The 18,040-nt window shown below is 63.5% G+C and carries 13 protein-coding genes and 1 pseudogene; 9 read left to right on the top strand and 5 right to left on the bottom strand.

The window, feature by feature from the left end:
- The first annotated feature begins 149 nt into the window (after positions 1-149).
- A complete protein-coding gene (locus KLP40_RS04205) occupies positions 150-1,400 on the top strand; it encodes an aminotransferase class I/II-fold pyridoxal phosphate-dependent enzyme (protein ID WP_215592423.1) in 1,251 nt (416 codons plus the stop codon).
- Between the two features lie 240 nt (positions 1,401-1,640).
- A pseudogene (locus KLP40_RS04200) lies at positions 1,641-1,808 on the top strand (histone H1); the annotation flags it as partial.
- Between the two features lie 180 nt (positions 1,809-1,988).
- Here KLP40_RS04200 and tyrS read toward each other — a convergent pair.
- Positions 1,989-3,338, bottom strand: coding sequence for a tyrosine--tRNA ligase (gene tyrS / locus KLP40_RS04195; RefSeq protein WP_215592421.1), 1,350 nt, complete (start codon positions 3,336-3,338; stop codon positions 1,989-1,991).
- A gap of 181 nt (positions 3,339-3,519) precedes the next feature.
- On the opposite strand from tyrS, the gene holA reads away from it, so the two are divergent.
- The 5 genes from holA to KLP40_RS04170 all read left to right on the top strand — a co-directional run bounded on the left by holA (position 3,520) and on the right by KLP40_RS04170 (position 6,787).
- Positions 3,520-4,596: a DNA polymerase III subunit delta gene (holA, locus tag KLP40_RS04190; RefSeq protein ID WP_215592420.1), complete on the top strand. Its 1,077-nt coding sequence runs from the start codon at positions 3,520-3,522 to the stop codon at positions 4,594-4,596.
- A 160-nt stretch (positions 4,597-4,756) separates the two neighbouring features.
- The gene (locus tag KLP40_RS04185) at positions 4,757-5,353 is read left to right on the top strand and encodes an FMN-dependent NADH-azoreductase (protein WP_215592418.1); all 597 of its coding nucleotides are present in this window, start codon (positions 4,757-4,759) and stop codon (positions 5,351-5,353) included.
- Positions 5,354-5,532: 179 nt separating this feature from the next.
- On the top strand, positions 5,533-5,994 hold the full coding sequence (gene parS, locus KLP40_RS04180; protein WP_246558635.1) for a type II RES/Xre toxin-antitoxin system antitoxin: 462 nt from the start codon (positions 5,533-5,535) through the stop codon (positions 5,992-5,994).
- A gap of 12 nt (positions 5,995-6,006) precedes the next feature.
- Positions 6,007-6,468 carry an RES family NAD+ phosphorylase gene (locus KLP40_RS04175; RefSeq protein WP_215592417.1) on the top strand — a complete coding sequence of 154 codons (462 nt, stop codon included), beginning with the start codon at positions 6,007-6,009 and terminating at the stop codon, positions 6,466-6,468.
- A 55-nt stretch (positions 6,469-6,523) separates the two neighbouring features.
- On the top strand, positions 6,524-6,787 hold the full coding sequence (locus KLP40_RS04170; RefSeq protein WP_215592415.1) for a hypothetical protein: 264 nt from the start codon (positions 6,524-6,526) through the stop codon (positions 6,785-6,787).
- Between the two features lie 6 nt (positions 6,788-6,793).
- Here the strand turns inward: KLP40_RS04170 and KLP40_RS04165 are convergent, their stop codons facing one another.
- Entirely contained in the window at positions 6,794-8,509 is a 1,716-nt protein-coding gene (locus KLP40_RS04165) for an alpha/beta fold hydrolase (RefSeq protein ID WP_215592414.1), read from the bottom strand.
- 261 nt (positions 8,510-8,770) lie between these two features.
- Here KLP40_RS04165 and KLP40_RS04160 point away from each other — a divergent pair, with 261 nt between their 5' ends.
- Positions 8,771-9,838: an LLM class flavin-dependent oxidoreductase gene (locus KLP40_RS04160; RefSeq protein ID WP_215592413.1), complete on the top strand. Its 1,068-nt coding sequence runs from the start codon at positions 8,771-8,773 to the stop codon at positions 9,836-9,838.
- Between the two features lie 325 nt (positions 9,839-10,163).
- Here the strand turns inward: KLP40_RS04160 and KLP40_RS04155 are convergent, their stop codons facing one another.
- The 3 genes from KLP40_RS04155 to KLP40_RS04145 form a co-directional block, all read right to left on the bottom strand.
- Positions 10,164-10,583, bottom strand: a complete 420-nt coding sequence (locus tag KLP40_RS04155; protein ID WP_215592412.1) for a hypothetical protein — start codon at positions 10,581-10,583, stop codon at positions 10,164-10,166.
- Positions 10,584-10,646: 63 nt separating this feature from the next.
- Entirely contained in the window at positions 10,647-11,300 is a 654-nt protein-coding gene (locus KLP40_RS04150; RefSeq protein ID WP_215592411.1) for a helix-turn-helix domain-containing protein, read from the bottom strand.
- 130 nt (positions 11,301-11,430) lie between these two features.
- On the bottom strand, positions 11,431-14,427 hold the full coding sequence (locus KLP40_RS04145) for an Eco57I restriction-modification methylase domain-containing protein (protein ID WP_215592410.1): 2,997 nt from the start codon (positions 14,425-14,427) through the stop codon (positions 11,431-11,433).
- A 345-nt stretch (positions 14,428-14,772) separates the two neighbouring features.
- On the opposite strand from KLP40_RS04145, the gene KLP40_RS04140 reads away from it, so the two are divergent.
- The gene (locus KLP40_RS04140; RefSeq protein ID WP_215592409.1) at positions 14,773-17,973 is read left to right on the top strand and encodes a tetratricopeptide repeat protein; all 3,201 of its coding nucleotides are present in this window, start codon (positions 14,773-14,775) and stop codon (positions 17,971-17,973) included.
- The last annotated feature ends 67 nt before the right edge of the window (positions 17,974-18,040 follow it).

Below are 18,040 nucleotides of genomic sequence, written 5' to 3'. Positions count from 1 at the left end.
ACCAAAAAACGGCCCCGGCAATTCCTGGCCGGTTGGATACCGGGCGGGCAACGGTTACCTTTGCGGATTGCCATAACTTTGTACATTACTCAGCGGTTAAGGCCTCACCCGTAACTACTGATTTCCTTTCACATTCAACCCGTTCCCTCGTGGATCTATTTGAGAAGATTGCCGCCAACCGCGGCCCGCTGGGCTCCCACGCGCATTACGCGCACGGTTATTTTGCTTTCCCCAAGCTGGAGGGAGAAATTAAGCCCCGCATGATTTTCCGCGGCAAGGAGGTGCTCACCTGGAGCCTGAACAATTACCTGGGCCTGGCCAACCACCCGGAGGTGCGCCGCGCCGATGCCGAGGCCGCCGCCGAATTCGGTATGGCCCTGCCCATGGGCGCGCGCATGATGAGCGGCAACTCCAACCTGCACGAGCAGCTGGAAAGCGAGCTGGCCGAGTTCGTGATGAAGCCCGACTGCATGCTGCTCAACTTCGGCTACCAGGGCGTGGTAAGCATCATCGACGCGATGGTGAACCGCCACGACGTGATTGTGTACGACGCCGAGTCGCACGCCTGCATCATTGATGGCGTGCGCCTGCACGCGGGCAAGCGCTTCGTGTACGTGCACAACGACATGGCCAGCCTCGAAAAGCAGCTCGAGCGCGCCGAGCGCATCACCAACGAAACCGGCGGCGGCATCCTCGTCATTACCGAGGGCGTGTTCGGCATGTCGGGCAACCAGGGCGACCTGCGCGGGGTGCTCAAGCTGAAGGAGAAATTCCAGTTCCGCCTGTTCGTGGATGACGCCCACGGCTTCGGCACCCAGGGCGCTACGGGCGCCGGTACGGGCGAAGAGCAGGGCGTGCAGGAGGGCATCGACCTTTATTTTTCGACGTTTGCCAAGTCCATGGCCAGCATCGGGGCCTTCGTGGCCGGTCCTGAGAACGTAATTGAATATTTGCGCTACAACATGCGCAGCCAGATTTTCGCCAAAAGCCTGCCCATGCCGCTCGTGGTGGGGGCTTTGAAGCGCCTAGAGCTGTTGCGCACCCAGCCCGAGCTCAAGGAAAACCTCTGGACAATTGTGCGGGCCCTGCAAAGCGGCCTGCGCGAAAAAGGCTTCAACCTGGGCACTACCACGTCGTGCGTGACGCCGGTGCTGCTGAGCGGACAGATTTCGGACGCGGCCCAGATTACCTTCGATTTGCGTGAAAATCACGGTATTTTCTGCTCTATCGTGGTATATCCGGTGGTACCCAAGGACGTGATCATGCTGCGCCTGATCCCCACGGCCGTCCACAGCCTCGACGACGTGGCCCAGACCATCAAGGCCTTCGAGGCGGTGCAGGACAAGCTCACCAAAGGGCTTTATTCCAAAGCCGAAGTCCCTGCCGGGCTGCAAAGCTAGGTCGGCCTCGGCTAAGTACAAAAGCCAGCTTCCGAACCGGAGGCTGGCTTTCTGTTTTAGGATTATTCCCGGCCAGACCGGGGCCAGTATGCGGGTGACGAGGGGAAAATGGGGACTAAAAAGTGCGTTATCAGGCTTGAAAAGGCGTTTGAGAAAAAAACACCTCCTCTTGCTTGTATTTGAAATCACTGTATATTGGGCCCAGTAAACACTTTTCCACACCAATTAACCCCTCCCAACATGAGCAATTTTAGCGAACTGAAGGACCTCGTAATGTCGCTGGAAGGCGATTTCGAAAAGTTCTACGATAAGGGCAACTCGGCCGCTGGTACCCGCGTGCGCAAAGGCATGCAGGAGCTGAAGAACATGGCCCAGACCATTCGCACCGAAGTTCAGAACAAGAAGAACGACGCTCCTGCTGCTGCGGCCCCTGCTAAAGCGGCTCCTGCTGCTAAAAAAGCGGCTCCTGCCAAAAAGAAGTAAGTGACCGGGCCGCCCCGCGCGGCCCGAGCAACTACCGAAAAAAAGAGGCCCTGCTGACGTATCGGCAGGGCCTCTTTGTGCGTGGGTAATTCGGTGAGTGGCCGCTTACCCTACCTTGATAAGGAAGTAATTTTTCTTGCCCTTCTGAGCCACTACGTACTTATCCAGCAGCAGGGGCACCTGGGTAGCGGCCTGATCGAGCGTGGCTTTTTCACGGTTCAGGCTCACGCCCCCGGCCTGAATCATTTTCTTGGCCTCGCCCTTGGAAGCGAAGATGACCCCGCCCGTGGCCTCGCTGAGCAGGCTGATGACGTTGTGCTCGGCGAGGCTGGCGCGGGGCACCGCTACGTGAGGCACGCCGGCAAATACGTCGAGCAGGGTGGCTTCGTCGAGGGAGCTAAGCTCGCCGCCGCCGAACAGCACCTGCGAGGCCGCCAGGGCCGCCTCGTAGGCCGCCTCCGAATGCACGCGGATGGTGACGTCCTTGGCCAGGGCCTTCTGCAGGGTGCGCAGATGGGGAGCCTGGGCGTGTTCGGCTTCCAGGGCCTCAATTTCGGCCTGACTCAGCAGCGTGAACACCCGGATGAGGCGGGGCACGTCGGCGTCGGCGGCGTTGAGAAAGAACTGGTAGAACTGGTAGGGGCTGGTCAGGGAGCCATCGAGCCAGACGGTGCCGGTTTCGCTCTTGCCGTACTTGGTGCCATCGGCTTTGGTGATGAGCTGGCCGGTGAGGGCGTAGGCCTTGGTTGGTTGTTGGTTGTTAGTTGTTGGTTGTTGGCTCGCTATGTCAGTGCCTTCCGGCTCGCCGCCCATGCGGCGGATGAGCTCGGTGCCGGTTGTGATGTTGCCCCACTGGTCCGAAGCGCCCATTTGCAGGGTGCAGCCATATTCGCGGAACAGGTGCACGAAGTCGTAGCCCTGGAGCAACTGGTAGCTGAACTCGGTGTAGCTGATGCCGTCGGCGCCGGAGTCCTCGTTGCCGCCGATGCGGCGCTTGACCGAGTCCTTGGCCATCATGTAGTTCACCGTCAGGTGCTTGCCCACTTCGCGCAGGAACTGCAGGAAGCCGAAGTTCTTGAACCAGTCGTAGTTGTTGACCACTTTAGCGCCGGTGGGGCCTTCCGAGAAGTCGAGAAACTTCTCCAGCTGAGCCTGAATGCCGGCCTGGTTGCGGCGCAGCGCGTCCTCATCGAGCAGGTTGCGCTCGGCCGACTTGCCCGAGGGGTCGCCAATCATGCCGGTAGCCCCGCCCACCAGGGCCAGGGGCCGGTGGCCGGCCCGCTGCAGATGCACCAGCAGCATAATGGTGGCCAGGTTGCCGATGTGCAGGGAGGGCGCGGTGGGGTCGAAGCCGATGTAGCCGGTGATGGGCGCGTGCTGGAGCAGGTGTTCCTCCGTGCCGGGCATCATGTCGTGAAACATCCCGCGCCAGCGCAGTTCGTCGATTAAGTTCATCAGGGAAGTTGTCAGTTGATCGTTGTCGGTTGTCAGGTCGGGTCGCCTTATTTCCGGTTTCCGGATTTGGGGAAGCCGCAAAGGTAACGGCCTAGCGGTACCTTTGCCACGCCTTTCCTACTGGCGCCCACCAAGGCCTGTGCGAGGCTGACAACTGACAACGACCCGCTGACAACTCCTTATGCCCGTTTCCAGTCCCGACGAAATCCTCAAGCAGCTCCAGCAGCGGCAGTTTGCGCCCGTGTATTTCCTGCAGGGGGAGGAGCCCTACTACATTGACCTGGTGGCCGACCTGCTCGAGCAGCACGTGCTGCCTGAGCCCGACAAGGGCTTCAATCAGGTGGTGCTCTACGGCAAGGATACCGACGTGGCCGGCATTCTGAGCCAGGCCAAGCGCTACCCCATGATGGCCGAACGCTCGGTCGTCATTGTGAAGGAAGCCCAGGCCGTGGCCGATCTGGAAACGGAGAAGGCCTGGCCGTTTCTGGAAGCCTACCTCAAAAACCCGCTCCCGAGCACCGTGCTCGTGTTCTGCTACAAGCACAAAACCCTCGATGCCCGCAAAAAGCTGGGCAAGCTGCTCGCCGGTGATAAAAAGGAGCCCGCCCCGGCCGGTACGGTGCTCATGACCAGCAAGAAGCTCTACGACAACCAGGTGGCTCCCTGGCTCACGAGCTACGTGCGCAGCAAAGGCCAGCAGATTACGCCCCAGGCCACCAATATGCTGGCCGAATACATCGGGGGCGAGTTGAGCCGGCTCACCAACGAGGTGGACAAGATGCTGCTCAACCTGCTGCCCGGCCACAGCCTCGACGAGGACTTGGTGCAGCGCATGGTGGGCATCAGCAAGGAGTACAACATCTTCGAGCTGCAAACGGCCCTGATCCGGCGCGACGTGCTCAAGGCCAACCGCATCCTGCTCTACTTCGAGGCCAACCCCAAGAACAACCCGCTCATCCCCAACCTGACGCTGCTCTTCAACTACTTTTCGCGCCTGCTGGCCCTGCACCAGAACCCCAACCCGTCGGATGCCGACTGGCTCAAGCTGGGCGTGCGCAGCGCCTTTGCCCGCCGCGACTACCAGACCGGCCTGAAGGTGTTCGACTTCCACCGCACCCGCGACATCGTGCACCTCATCCGCCGCGCCGATGCCCAGAGTAAGGGCATCGACTCGGGCTCGATGACCGATGGCGAAATCCTGCGCGAGCTGATCTGGCTGATTCTGCACCCGGTGCCCCGGCATGCGGTAGGCGCGTAGCGGACGGGAGAGACGCGCAAGCAGGAAGAAAAAAATAATTGATACACCGCTGAACAATGTAGATACATTTAATGTAGTTACATTTGTAGCGCGGTCGGCAGTCGTTTCTGCCCGCCGGCCGCGAGCAAACAGGTAGCAATTCATTTTTCTTCCCCTCTTCATGCACATTCTCAACGTTGTTTCCAGCCCCCGCGGGGCCGCTTCCTACAGCATCAAACTCGGCAACGCCATCCTCGATAAGCTCCAGGCGGCCAACCCCGGCAGCACCGTCACTACCCGCGACCTGGCCACCAGTCCCTTCCCGCAGCTGGAAGAAGCCAAGCTGACGGCCCTGTTCACGCCCCCCGCCAACCGCACCCCCGAGCAGCAGCAAGCGGCCCTTCACTCCGACGATGCCATTGCGGAACTTCAGGCCGCCGACGTCATTGTGATTGGCGCCCCCCTCTACAACTTCGGTATTCCCTCCACGCTCAAGGCCTGGGTTGACCACATCGCCCGCGCCGGCATCACGTTCCGCTACACCGAAAGCGGCCCCGAAGGCCTCTTGAAAGGCAAGAAAGTGTACGTGGCCATGTCGAGCGGCGGGGTGTACTCCGAAGGTCCGGCCGCCGGCTACGACTTCGTGGCACCCTACCTCAAGGCCGTGCTCGGCTTCCTGGGCATGACCGACGTAACCGTATTCCGGGTCGAGGGCACTGCCATGCCCGGCCAGGCAGAAATTGCCCTGCAGAAAGGCATCGACAGCATCACCCTGTAAGGGGAATTGCGCCCGGTAAAAGCGGCGGTCCGGCAATGGGCCGCCGCTTTTTTGTGTCTAAGACACCGGGGGGAGCAGTCAGGCGACAGTCAGCTAATCAGCAGAAAGTCGAACCCCCGGAAATTTTTCCGCGTTGAATGGAAAAATTTCCTAGCTTCGACCCGTTAACGTTTAGCCCTATGCACTCCGCCGCCCACCAGCCCAAAGTCACGGTTCCGATGCCGGCCGCCCTGCGCAAAAGGTGGGCCGCCTGGGGGCGCACCGGCCAGGATGCCTACGCCCTGGTGATGGCGGCGCGCAAGGGCGTACCGGCCGCCACGGCCTTCGAGGTGGCCGAGGCCTACCAGCTGCAGGCCCCCGAGCTGGAAGCCATCTACGAGCTCTCGACCAAAACGCTGCGCACCTACTCCCAGGAAAACAAGACGCTCAGCGCCGCCCGTAGCGAGAAGACGCTCAAAATCATCAGCCTCTACCAGCGCGGCCTGGAGGTATTCGGCGAGGCGGCCGCGTTTCTGCGCTGGCTGGCCAAGCCCGCCCACGGCCTCGATCAGGAAGTGCCCCTGCGCCTGCTCGAAACCAGCGGCGGCATTGATCTGGTGGCCGAGGAGCTCACGCGCATCGCCTACGGCGACCTGTCCTGAGCCGGAGCCCGTATGCTGGTTTACCGCATCTGCCTGGCCAAGTACGCCGATGACCTGTTCGCCTCGGGCTACCGGGCGCGCTGGAATTACCGCGACCAGTTCGTGATTTACACGGCCGCGACCCGGGCCCTGGCCTGCCTCGAAAACGTGGTGCACCGCAGCGGCGAAGGCCTCACCGAGCTGTTTCGGGTGCTGGTGATTGAAATTCCCGACGATTTGCTGATCGAGGAGATTCGGCCCGAGCAACTGCCCGCCGATTGGGAAGGGGCCAGCCGCTACGCCCAGTGCCAGCCCCTGGGCGACGCTTGGTACCGCCGCCGCTCCTCGGCCGTGCTGCGGGTGCCCTCGTCCATTGTGCCCCAGGAGTTCAACTATATCCTGCACAGTCGCCACCCCGATTTTAAGCGCATCCGCATCGTGCGCCGGGAAGAATTCCGGTTCGATTCCCGCATCAAGGCCGACGACGCGGCCTAAGTTCCAGCCCTCGGGCTGACGCTGTTTTCCGTTGCTCTTTTCCCTACTCCCGACTATGCAGGTTCTCGATATTATTGCCCTCTCGCCCAAGGAAACGTTTCTGGTAGGCTACCCCGCAGGGAAAATCCAGCCCGGCCCCTGGGAGCTGCGGCGCAACGGCGAGCTGGTGGCCACCGTGGACGTCACCGGCGAGGCCGAAACCGAGCCCGGCCGCCGGGGCAAGCTAACCCCGCCCCGGGTGGTGGTCTGCCGCGGCCCGGTGGATAAGAAGCAGTTCGATTTCACCCGCGACGAGGTGACGCTGGTGCGGGTGGAGTAGCCCGCCTCAGGGCCGGGCCAGAAATTCCAGGACGGCCCGGGTGAACGTAGCGGGTACTTCGTGGGGGGCGTAGTGGGTGGCGCCGGGCAAAATCAGCAGCTCACCCCGGGGCAGACTGCGGGCCAGCGCCCGGGTGTGGGCTTCCCGAATGACATCGTGTTCACCGGCCATGACCAGCACCGGGCCCGGAATGGCGGCCATCTGGGCGAACGTGAGCTGGGGCTCCTGGAGCAGCAGCCGGATCAGGCGGGCGCGGTGGGGGTCCCGGGAATCGGGGTGGAGCTCGGCTTCGCGGCGCTGGCGGTGGAGCAAGGTCAGCAAATCGGGGGCGAGGGCGGCGGGGCCGGGGAAGAGGTTGGCGCCCATGAGCACGAGTCGGCGCACCCGGGCGGGGTGGGCCCGGGCCAGCTCCAGGGCCGTGTTGCCCCCGTCGCTCCAGCCCAGTATGTCTACCGGCGGCAGGTGCAGGGAATCGAGCAGCTGGCCCACGTCGTCGGCAAAGAGGCGGTAGGAGAAATCCGCGGTAGTGAAATCCGGGCTGCGGCCCTGGGCGCGGGTGTCGAGGGCAATGACGTCGTAGTGCCGCGCCAGCTCGCCCAGCTGGTAGCGGAAGGCGGCAATCGACTGGCTGTTGCCGTGGAGCAGCAGTAGCGGGGTACCCCGGCCGTAACGTTCGTAATAGAGGCGCCCGCCCCGCACGGGCAGGTAGTGGCCGGCCGCCGGATTGCTCCCGTAAGCCACCAGGTCAGGCGCCGCCGGCGCGGTTTCCGTGGCTTCGGCCGGGCTGGCCAGTTCGCGCAGGTAGCGCAGACTGTCGGGTAGCTCATAATCAGGCTCAGGCGAGGCACCGCCGCTGGTGGGGCGGCCGTAGTCGTCGAGGGTGAGGTTCAGACTCAGGTAGCCGGGCGCGGTTTGCCACTCGGCCTGGCTTTTGTCGCGGGTGAGAATGGCGTGGCCCGGCCCCGGCACGGCCGAAAGGGCAAAGCCCGCCGCGCTGTCGGGCCGCTGCTCGCTGCGCAGCCACTGGATGGTGGCCGCCACTTCCCGGCGGTTCCGGAAGTAGAGGTGGTAGGGCTCCAGGTCCACGCTCACCCAGCCCCGGGGCTGGGTCACGGTGAAGCGGATGTCCTGGGTGAGCAGGGGCTGGGCGGGCCGCCCGGCGCGCACCGCGTACAGGTGCAGGCGGAACGTGACGGCCCGGAACCGGTTGAAGGCCACGTGCAGGCGCAGGGTGCGCAGGTGGCAGTCGGCGGGCAGGACCAGCACGGTGCCCTGCTCTTTGGCCCGCTCATCCTGGCCCGGGCCGGGCTCGGTGTACAGGCGGGCCGTCATGAAGGTACTGGCGGCGGTGCGCCCGGTGGTGCGGGCGCGGGCTTTGCCGGGGCGTACCGTAACGGCAGCCAGGGGCACGGCGGCGGGCCGGAGCCGAATCACCGCCCCGGCCCCGGCCCGCAGGCTTGCCACCGGCACTACCTCACGCTGGTAGCCCACGCAGGATACCACCACCGGCCCCCGCACCGAATCGGGCAACCCAAACGCAAACCAGCCCGCCGAATCGGCCACCGTGCCGAAGGGCCGGCCGGGCACGCCCACCGAGGCGAAGGGCACGGCCCGCCGGGTAGCCGCATCAAGCACGCGGCCCCGCAGGCGGGTGGTCTGGGCAAAGGTGGAAAACGCGGAAAACGTAAGGAGCAGCAGGAGCAGGGCGAGCCAAAAGCGCATGGGAGCGGGAAGGGTGAGGTTGGGGGGAGGAGCCCGCCCGGGCCCCCAAGGTTGCGTGCCGGAGCGGGCGCCCCCGGATTCCGGAACGGGAAGGCAGGCAATTGCCGGGCCGGCGCGGGCTGCCCGCCGGACTGCCAGAATCAATTTGGGCCGGCGGCGGTTATACCGTTCTGCCGCGGGGCGAACGTCGTCCGGCGGCCCCACGCGGTTTCGCCGCCCCGGCATCCGGGCCGCCGGAATCTCCCTTTCTTTTCGTGCTGCATGTCTTCCGTTTCTTCTTCTTCCTCCGCTTCTCCGCTGGCCTTTTCGGTGCTCGATCTGGCCCCCATCAACGCCGGCAGCACCCCGGCCGATACCTTCCGCCGCAGCCTCGACCTGGCCCGGAACGTGGAGCGCCTGGGCTACACCCGCTACTGGCTCTCGGAGCACCACAACATGGCCAGCGTGGCCAGCTCGGCCCCTGTCGTGCTTATCGGGCACCTGGCGGGTGGCACCACCACCCTGCGCATCGGCTCGGGCGGCGTGATGCTGCCCAACCACGCCCCGCTGGTGGTGGCCGAGCAGTTCGGGACCCTGGCCACGCTCTACCCGGGCCGCATTGATTTGGGCCTGGGCCGGGCCCCGGGCTCCGACCAGCTTACGGCCCAGGCCATCCGGGGCAGCCGCTTCGGCGGGGCCCAGGACTTCCCGCGCGACATCCAGCAGCTGCAAACCTACTTCTCGACCACCAACCGCACCAACGCCGTGCGCGCCATCCCGGGCGAAGGGCTGGACATTCCGCTCTACATCCTGGGCTCGAGCACCGACAGCGCCTACCTGGCCGCCGCCCTGGGCCTGCCCTACGCCTTCGCCAGCCACTTCGCCCCGGGCCAGCTGCTGGCGGCCCTGGAAATCTACCGCCAGCACTTCCGCCCCTCGGCCCACCTGGCGGCTCCCTACGTGATTGCCTGCGTGAACGTGGTGGCCGCCGACACCGACGCCGAGGCCCGGCGGCTTTCCACCTCGCTGCAGCAGTTCATGCTGGGCGTGATTAAGGGCCGGCCCGCACCCCTGCAGCCCCCCGTGGAGTCCATGCGTGGGCTGTGGGAGCCCGCCCAGGAGTACGCCGTGGGCCAGATGCTGGCCTACGCCTTCATCGGCAGCCAGGCCACCATGCAGCGCGAGCTGCAGGAGTTCGTGGAGCAGACGCAGGTGAATGAGCTCATGGCCGTGTCCAATATGTTCAGCCACGAGGCCCGGGTGTATTCCTACCAGCTGCTGGCCCAAGCCCTGCGCGCCCTGCCCCAGGCCCAGCCCGAAGCCGGGGTGGTGGGCGCGGAAGCCCGGTAGGCCTCGGCCGGTTTGCCTTCTCCCCCGGCTGCCTCTCCAGGGAAGAGGGGAGCCAGCCGAATCGGGGGGGGGGCTGCCTGCTCCTGCTAATCAAGCAGCCCGCCAACGTCAGGCCGCCAAGTGGCCGCAGCGCGGCCGTCGGTTTGTAGAATAGTAGAATAAAGGAACAGTCGCGCCGCGTAGCGGTGCCCGGAACGCCCAGCGTTTCGCGGGGGCTTTAACCGGCGTACTTCTCCCGGGCTTCCGCTTGCTGGTGGCCTACAAAAAAACCACCCCGACACCTGGTGCCGGGGTGGTTTTTTTGTGGGCAGACGGGCGCCGCGGCTTAGGCGGGCAGGGTGGCGCGGTGGGCGGCAATGCCGGCCAGCACGGCCGTGAGCACCTCCACCTGGCCCTGCACCTGGGCGGCATCCACGGTGCTCAGGAACCGGGCGGTGCCGGCGCTGGTGCGGTTGCTCTTCATGATTTTCTTGCGCTGGGCCTGAAGCAGCTCCAGGGCGTCGTTGGCGTCCTGCTGCTGCTCGGGCGTGAGGCCGGGCACGGCGGCCTGGCCCTGGGCGACGAGGATTTCCGCGTCTTTCTTGGCCAGGGCAGCCGCGCCGCTGGCCTGGCTGCGGCTGGCCCGCTCGTCGGCAATGTCGAGGCCGGCGTCGCGGTGGCTGAAGGTTTTGAGCTCGAACGTGACGTCGGCCGTGGCGGCGTCGCACTCGGCGCGGGTGGTCAATAAGGCATAATCGGGGTTCATGGTAGGGTAGAATAAAGGGTTGGAAAAGAAAAAGATACCGGGTCGAATATAGGAGAATGGTCGTCAGTTTTGCAATGGGGGCGGGGGCAAAGTGGCGGCCAGGGCGGCGGCTTCGGCCAGCAGCCCGGCGGCCTGGGCCCGCAGGCGGTGCAGGCGCGTCACGTCGGCGGCCGGCAGGGGCGCGGCGCGAAACGTAAGCCAGCCGCGCAGCCAGCGGGCGTGGTCGGCGGCGCGGCTGGGGTCGGTGGGGTCGGCGGCCTGGGCCAGGGCCGCGGCCAGGGCCTGCTGAGCCGGGCTAGTGGCCGCCGTGGGGGGCAACCCGGGGGCGGCGGGGTCGGGGGGGAGCAGGGCCGGCAGGGCGGCGGCCCAGCGGGCGGCTACGTGGGCGCGGGCCGTTAGCGCGTCGGCTTCCCGCAGCAGGCCGGCGGCGCGGTGCAGACACTGGCGGCGGCGCAAAGCCAGATCGGCGGCGTCGGGTAGAGGGGTGGTGGGGGGCAGGGCCACATCGGGGCCGGGGGCTGCCGGCACCTCGGGCGGGGGCAACTGGAGCAGCAGCGGCAGCAGGGCGGCGCGCACGGCCGGGGTGAGGGGGCGGCGGTTAGTTTCCAGGTCGCGGACCAAAGGCGGGCTGATGCCCAGGTACAGGGCCAGCTCGGCCTGGCTGAGGCCGAACCAGGCCCGTACGCGGGCCACCAGGGAAGGAGCGGAAGGGGGCATCGGAGAGGGCGGAAAAGTTGCGCGGTTTTTCCCGGAAATATAAAAAAACAGCGCAACCGGATGCCTCCCGGTTGCGCTGTTTTTTATAAAATCTGCGCCAAAGCGCGCAAAATGGGGCGCGGTCGGGCCGCTAGGCCGGCCACACGGCGTACTGGGCTTCGGTGAGGCGCTGGGCCAGGGCGGGCTCCACTACCAGGGCCTCGGCGTAGCTCAGGCCGTAGAGCAGGTACACGAGGTGGTCGAGGCGCTGATCGAGGCGGCGGATGCGGGCTTGCAGCTGGCTTTGCTCGGTGGCCAGGCGGGCGGCCCGCAGCTGCGGGTGCAGCGCCAGCAACTGCTCGACGAGGGTTACCACGGCATCGTGATAATGTCTTTCACTCGCTTCTAAAAGTCTGAATGGTAAAGCTCCAAGTTCATTTGTGCCAACATTATTATTCGTGCTCGTTAGCTTAAACCTCCATTGAAAAAGTTTTGAGTTCAGTAAGCCGAGCGAATAAAGTAAGTCATATTCACCTGAATCCAGTTTAATGACTGAATTAGTAGAGTCTGCAAAGTAACAGTCTGGTTCAATAACAGTAGCAACGACTCTTAACTTTTCGTCAACTCCCGTTATCCTTTGAGTAGCTATTCTTCTGTGTTTTACTGCAGATTTGGGATTATTTTTTCTTAGAAAATTGACTTCGTCAAACCATTCGCGATATCCTTGGCTAAGCTTTATATTTTGAACGTATCTGCCTACTTCAACTCCCTTTAACATTCTGGTATTTTGGGGCCGCTGATCTATATATTCTCTGAGTATAGTTTGATTTACTTCGCCTCTTGTTATCTTAAAGCCTGTATTTGAGTCATCAAACCTCACTGTGTTAAGGTTCGAGTGTAGTTTCTTCAGAACATTCCAGTCTGTTTCATCGATGAGCGGAACAGGTAGATTTTTACTGTCGACTTTTTGTAAATCTTTTAACTGAATAACAGCTGATTTGTGAGAATCTTCAAGGCTTTTTCCAGGGAAAGTTCGTATCAAAAACTTGTTTAATGTTTTAACTATATCTTTTGTAGCTGTTAATATTACGGTTGAAAGCTTGGCTTCTGTGAATATTCGATTTGCTGGACTGTCTTTTTGAGGAAAACAGTCAATTAATAAGCTCTTACTTGATCTAAATACGAAGCTTCTGCTGCTTGCGCAACTAATATCAGCTAAAATAGATAGGGGGATAATAAGACCGAATTGTCCGGAAGGCTTACACAAATCTATGAACTTGATTACAAAGAATCGGAATAGATTTAGCTTGCCACCTAATGCATCATGATATTCTTTGCGATTTGTCAAGTATTCATGTACGAGTTTGTGAGGTGAATCAGAACCAAGACGTTCTTTCTCTAGAACATCATACGGCGGGTTGCCAATCACGGCATCGAAGCCGCCCTGCTGGAAGACTTCGGCGAATTCGTCGCGCCAGCTGAAGGGCTTCACGGTACGCTCGGTGCCGGGGGTGAAGTCCAGCTCCTGGTCGTAGAAATCGACATCGACCAGGGAGTTGCCCACCCGGATGTTCTGGTCGATGGTGGGCAGCACCCGTTCCAGGCCCAGGCTCTGCTGCATACTGGCCGAGGTTTCGCCCTCCAGGCACTTGAGCAGCAACGAGAGCTTGGTGACTTCCACGGCCTGCTCGTCGAGGTCGACGCCGTAGAGGTTGTTGAGCAGGATGGTTTTCTTCACGGCCGTGGTCAGGCGGCCATCGGGGGTGAGGGCCTTGCCGCTGCCGGAGGGGCGGGCGGCCGGGCCGGCCTTGCGGGGGCCGCCGGCCGGGGCCAGGGTGGGGGGCAGGGCGGCCGTGGGGTGGGTCTGATAGTAGTTCAGGTGCCAGTCGAGCAGAAACTGATACGCCCCCAGCAGAAAGGAGCCCGAGCCGCAGGCGGGGTCGACGATGCGCAGCTTGGCTACCTGCTGGGGGCTGCTGCCTTCGCAGAGCTTGCCCACCGTGTTCCTGACAATGTACTCCACAATGTAGGCGGGGGTATAGAACACGCCGCCGGCCTTGCGCACTTCGGGCTTTTGCTCGATAACGACCGTCCCGTCGGGCTCCAGCTCAATGACCTTGCCCAGGAACCGCTCGTAGGCCGAGCCCAGGATTTCGGCCCCGATAACGGAGAATTCATACGGCGACTCGGGGTAGTAGAGGCCGTTGATGATGGGGGCCAGCACGTCGTTGCCTAACTCTACCTGCGCCGACAAGTCGTCCTTCACCAAGTCAAACAGGCCGGAGTTGTACCGGTTCTGCGCCTCGCGGAAGCGGCCCAGCAGGGCCTTGTAGATGCCGTCCTTGCCTTTGGCTTTGGTCGCGGCCTGTAAGTCGCCGTAGCCTTCCACGCCTCGGTCTTCGGTAATGCGCAGGAAGATGAGCCGGTCGAGCAGCATCTGGACCAGGAAGCGCAGCTGTTCGGCCTCGAGGTGGCGGTTGCGGGCAGCCAGGCCCTGGGCCAGGGCGGCGCGCATCTGCTCCAGCGTATCGAGAAAGGCTTGGTCCACGGTTTCCTTGCCGCGCCGGTTGGAGCCTGAGGCCACAAACCGGTCGAGGTTGCCGCGCAGCACGCTTTCCTTGCTGAAGTTGTCCCAGAGGAAATCGAACTTGTCGGCGTACTCCTCGAAGGTGAGGTAGTGCAGGCGGGCCTTGCGGGCCTTGTCTTTCGGGGCAGGCTGAATCGTACAGTCGTAAACGGACAGCTCCTCAAAATCGGTGAGCAGGCTCAGGGCCATTTTGGCGTTCCAGCCGTAGCGGCGCACCTGATAAGCGGGCAGCACGTCGTCCTTGATATCGACGCTGGGCTTTTTGGCTTCCAGGAAGAACAGGTTCTGGCCGCCGGGCAGGCGGAACAGGTAGTCGGGGGCCTTGGTGGCTTTGCCCACCCGCACCCGGGCCTCGTGGACTACCTCGCAGTAGGCCGAGGAGGCGCCATTGTCGTTGTTGACATCCCAGCCCAGGGCCTTGAAGAAGGGGTTGATGTACTGAACGCGGACTTCGGTTTCATTGTACTTGCCGCGCTTGTAGTCGGGCAGCTGGTGACGGAAGTTTTCGACGAGGCGGCCAATTTCGAGGCGGGCCTGTTCTTTGGATAGGGGTTGAAACACGCGGGTAGCATAAAGAAACGGTGCCGAAACAGCTCGGCTGCGCCGAAGCTAGGGATAGTTGGGCGTTCTATTGCTACCGGCGGGGGTATGGTGGCGCACCTGCTGTTCGCGTCACCACCTCCCGCTCGCCCCGGAATGCCCGAGGCCGGAGGGGTATTTTGTCGGGCCGGCTTCGGTTGGCAGCGCTCCGGTACGTACCCCGCTCCACACCAAATCACCCCCTTGCCGCGTTAAAACCGGCGCAAACGCCCATTCCGGGGCAACCCCGCCCGAACTTTTCGCTACTTTTGGATTCCTCCCGTGGCCGCCGGCGGCTGCGGGACCTTACTGCGCAACGACCTTTAGATGAAATTATTCCCCCGCCTGGCGCTGGCCGCCTCCCTCACCGCTGCCGCGCCCGCGGCCGCGCTGGCCCAGCAAACGCAGGTGTTCACCTCCGATGAACGCCCCTTCCAGGAAGGCCTTGAGCTCTTCGACCGCGGCAAGTACGGGGCCGCCCAGCAGGCCTTCCAGCGCTACCTCAGCCTCACCGAGCGCCGCCAGGGCGAGCTCGCACCCGGCCGCCTCGCCGACGCCGAGTACTACTACGCCGTGGCCGGGCTCTACCTGTTTCACCCCGATGCCGAGGACCGCATCCTGGGCTTCGCCTCGAACAACCCCACCCACCCCAAAGCCACCCAGGCCTACTTCGAGCTGGGCAAGTTCTACTTCAACAAGAAGGACTACGTGCGGGCCATCGACTACCTGCAGAAGGTGGGGCCCGACAACCTGAGCGAGGACCAGCGGGCCGAATCGGAGTTTAAGCTGGGCTACAGCTACTTTGCCCAGAAGGAGTTCGACAAGGCCAAGCTCCAGTTCGACCGCAACAAGGCCGGCAACCACCAGTACCGCTACGCCAGCTCCTACTACGCGGGTTACCTGGCCTACCGGGCCGGCGACTTTGCCGGGGCCCGTAAGGATTTGGCCGTGGCCGAGCAGAACGACGCCTACAAGCCCGTGGTGCCGGCCGTGATGAGCCAGATTTACTACAAGGAGGGTGACTACGACGGGCTGATTGCCTACGCCACGCCCGTGCTTCAGCAAACCCCGCCGCCCCAGAGCGCCGACGAAATTCAGCTGCTGGTGGGCGACGCCTTCTACCAGCAGCAGGACTTCAAGCAGGCCGCCGAGTACTTCGATAAGTACGCCGCCGGCCGCAAGAAGATTGAGCCCGAGGTGCAGTACAAGGTGGGCTACGCCAACTTCAAGCAGGGCGACTTCAAGGGCGCCATCAGTAGCCTTAAAGGCGTGGCCGCCCGCCGCGATTCGCTGGGCCAGAACGCGGCCTACCACCTGGGGTTGAGCTACCTTAAAACCAACCAGAAGCAGCTGGCTTTGAACTCCTTCGGGGCGGCCCGGCAGCTGAACTTCGATAAGCTCATCACCGAAAACGCCACCCTCAAGTACGCCCAGGTAAGCTACGAGCTCGGCAACGGGCCCGAAACCATTGCCGCCCTGCGCGACTTCCAGAAGCGGTTTCCGCGCTCCAAGAACCAGCCGGCCGTGGATGATTTGCTGAGCGAGAGTTTCCTCAACTCCTCCGACTACGCCCAGGCCCTCAACTACCTCGACAACCTCGACGACCGGAGCCAGAAGCTCAACGCCACCTACCAGCGCGTGGCCTATTTGCAGGCCGCCACCCTCTACAACAACAACCGCTACCAGGACGCGCTGCCCCTGCTCGACAAGAGCCTCCGGTACCCCCAGGACGACGCCCTGCGCGCCGCTGCCCAGGTGCTGAAGGGGGAAATCTACTCCATCGGCCAGCAGTATCCGCCCGCCATCACGGCCTACACCGCCGCCGCCCGCACCGCCCGCAGCGGGGCCGCCGCCGATACCGATTTCGACCAGCAGGCCCGTTACGGCCTCGGCTACGCCTACTACAACACCAAGGACTACGACCGGGCCCGTCAGCAGTTCCAGGCCTGGCTCCAGGACCCCGTGGCCAAGCCCACCGACGCCAACTACTACGACGTGACCCTGCGTCTGGGCGACACCTACTACCTGGCCAAGCAGTACCAGACGGCCCTGGAGCAGTACAACAAGGTGATTGTGGCCAACGCCGCCGACAAGGACTACGCCTACTACCAGAAGAGCGTGGTGCTGGGCCTGCTGGGCCGCCGCGACGAGGCCGCCAGCACCCTGAGCACCCTGCTCAAAACCACGCCCAACTCGCGCTACGCCGACGACGCCGTGTACCAGCAGGCCCAGCTCGACTACGAGGCCGGGGAATTCCAGCCCGCCGTGGACGGGTTCTCCCGGCTCATTGCCAACCGGCCCAACTCCCCACTGCTGGCGCCGGCGCTGCAGAAGCGGGGCGTGGCCTACCAGAACCTCGACCAGCACCCCAAGGCCGCCGAGGATTTCAAGCGGGTGCTGAGTCAGTTCCCGCGCACCAAATCGGCCCAGAGCGCTATTTACAGCCTCCAGGAAAGCCTCACGGCCCAGGGCAAAACGGAGGAGTTCGACCAGTACCTGGCCCAGTTCCGCCAGCAGAACCCCGACAGCAAGGCCTCGGAGAGCGTGGAGTTTGAGGCGGCCAAGTCGCTGTACCTGGCCGAGAAGTACGCCCAGGCCATTCCGCGCCTCGAAAACTACCTCAAGCAGTACCCCGGCACGGTGCTGGCCGCCGACGGCCGCTACTTCCTGGCCGACTCCTACCTGCGCACCGACCGCAAGGCCGAGGCCCTGCCCCGCCTCAAAGCGGTGGTGGAAGAAAACAAGAGCGAGTTCGTGAACCGGGCCCTGGGCCGGGTGGCCGACCTCGAATTTGAGAACCAGAACTACCCCGAGGCCGCCAAATACTACGGTCGCCTGCGGGAAGCTTCCCAGAACAAGCGCGAAGTGGCCAACGCGGGCATCGGGCTGATGAAGAGCAGCTACGAGGCCGGCGACCTGGGCACCACCCGCCGGGTGGCCCAGGAGCTCCAGGCCCAGGGCGGGGCCTCGCTCAACGCCACCAACCTGGCCCTGCTCTACCTGGGCAAGGCCAGCCAGAAGGCCGGCAACCTCGACCAGGCCGTGACAGAGCTGACCGCCGCCGCCAACGCGGCCAAGGATGAGAGCGGGGCCGAAGCCCAGTACCTGCTGGCCCAAACGCTGTTTCAGCAGAAGAAGTACGCCGAAGCCCTCGACGCGGCCTACAAGAGCAACGCCGACTTCGCGGGCTACGACCTGTGGCTGGGCCGGGCCTTCCTGCTGATTGCCGACACCTACCGGGAGCAGAACGAAATCTTCCAGGCCCGGGCTACGCTCAACTCCATCATCGACAACAAATTCCCGGTAGCCGAAATCGTGGAGGGCGCCAAACAGCGCCTGGCCGCCCTGCCCGCCGACCCGAACGCCCCGGCCCCGGCGGCCCCGGCCGGCAAGGCCCCAGCCAAAGCGCCTGCCAAAACCACCAAGCCCGCCGGCAAAGTGCCCGCTGGCAAAACTCCGGCCCGCAACTCCCTGGTGCCCGCCGCCGATACCACCGGCAACCCCAGCACCGTGCCGGTGGAGGAGTAAGGCCGGTGGTCGGCTTATTCTTCAGCAGTAGTTGAAGAAGGGTAGTACATCCAACTGAAAATCAAAA

Origin of the sequence: Hymenobacter piscis (assembly GCF_018760735.1) — a bacterium.
GTDB lineage: Bacteria > Bacteroidota > Bacteroidia > Cytophagales > Hymenobacteraceae > Hymenobacter > Hymenobacter piscis.
Note: the sequence above shows the minus strand (reverse complement) of the source record. Positions and strands in the feature narration are given on the sequence as shown.

Coding starts and splice junctions, on each gene's coding strand:
- KLP40_RS04185 (WP_215592418.1), top strand. CDS start 4,757: ATGCACATTCTCAACGTTGTTTCCAGCCCCCGCGGGGCCGCTTCCTAC.
- KLP40_RS04155 (WP_215592412.1), bottom strand. CDS start 10,583: ATGAACCCCGATTATGCCTTATTGACCACCCGCGCCGAGTGCGACGCC.
- KLP40_RS04170 (WP_215592415.1), top strand. CDS start 6,524: ATGCAGGTTCTCGATATTATTGCCCTCTCGCCCAAGGAAACGTTTCTG.
- KLP40_RS04140 (WP_215592409.1), top strand. CDS start 14,773: ATGAAATTATTCCCCCGCCTGGCGCTGGCCGCCTCCCTCACCGCTGCC.
- tyrS (WP_215592421.1), bottom strand. CDS start 3,338: ATGAACTTAATCGACGAACTGCGCTGGCGCGGGATGTTTCACGACATG.
- KLP40_RS04165 (WP_215592414.1), bottom strand. CDS start 8,509: ATGCGCTTTTGGCTCGCCCTGCTCCTGCTGCTCCTTACGTTTTCCGCG.
- holA (WP_215592420.1), top strand. CDS start 3,520: ATGCCCGTTTCCAGTCCCGACGAAATCCTCAAGCAGCTCCAGCAGCGG.
- KLP40_RS04175 (WP_215592417.1), top strand. CDS start 6,007: ATGCTGGTTTACCGCATCTGCCTGGCCAAGTACGCCGATGACCTGTTC.
- parS (WP_246558635.1), top strand. CDS start 5,533: ATGCACTCCGCCGCCCACCAGCCCAAAGTCACGGTTCCGATGCCGGCC.
- KLP40_RS04150 (WP_215592411.1), bottom strand. CDS start 11,300: ATGCCCCCTTCCGCTCCTTCCCTGGTGGCCCGCGTACGGGCCTGGTTC.
- KLP40_RS04160 (WP_215592413.1), top strand. CDS start 8,771: ATGTCTTCCGTTTCTTCTTCTTCCTCCGCTTCTCCGCTGGCCTTTTCG.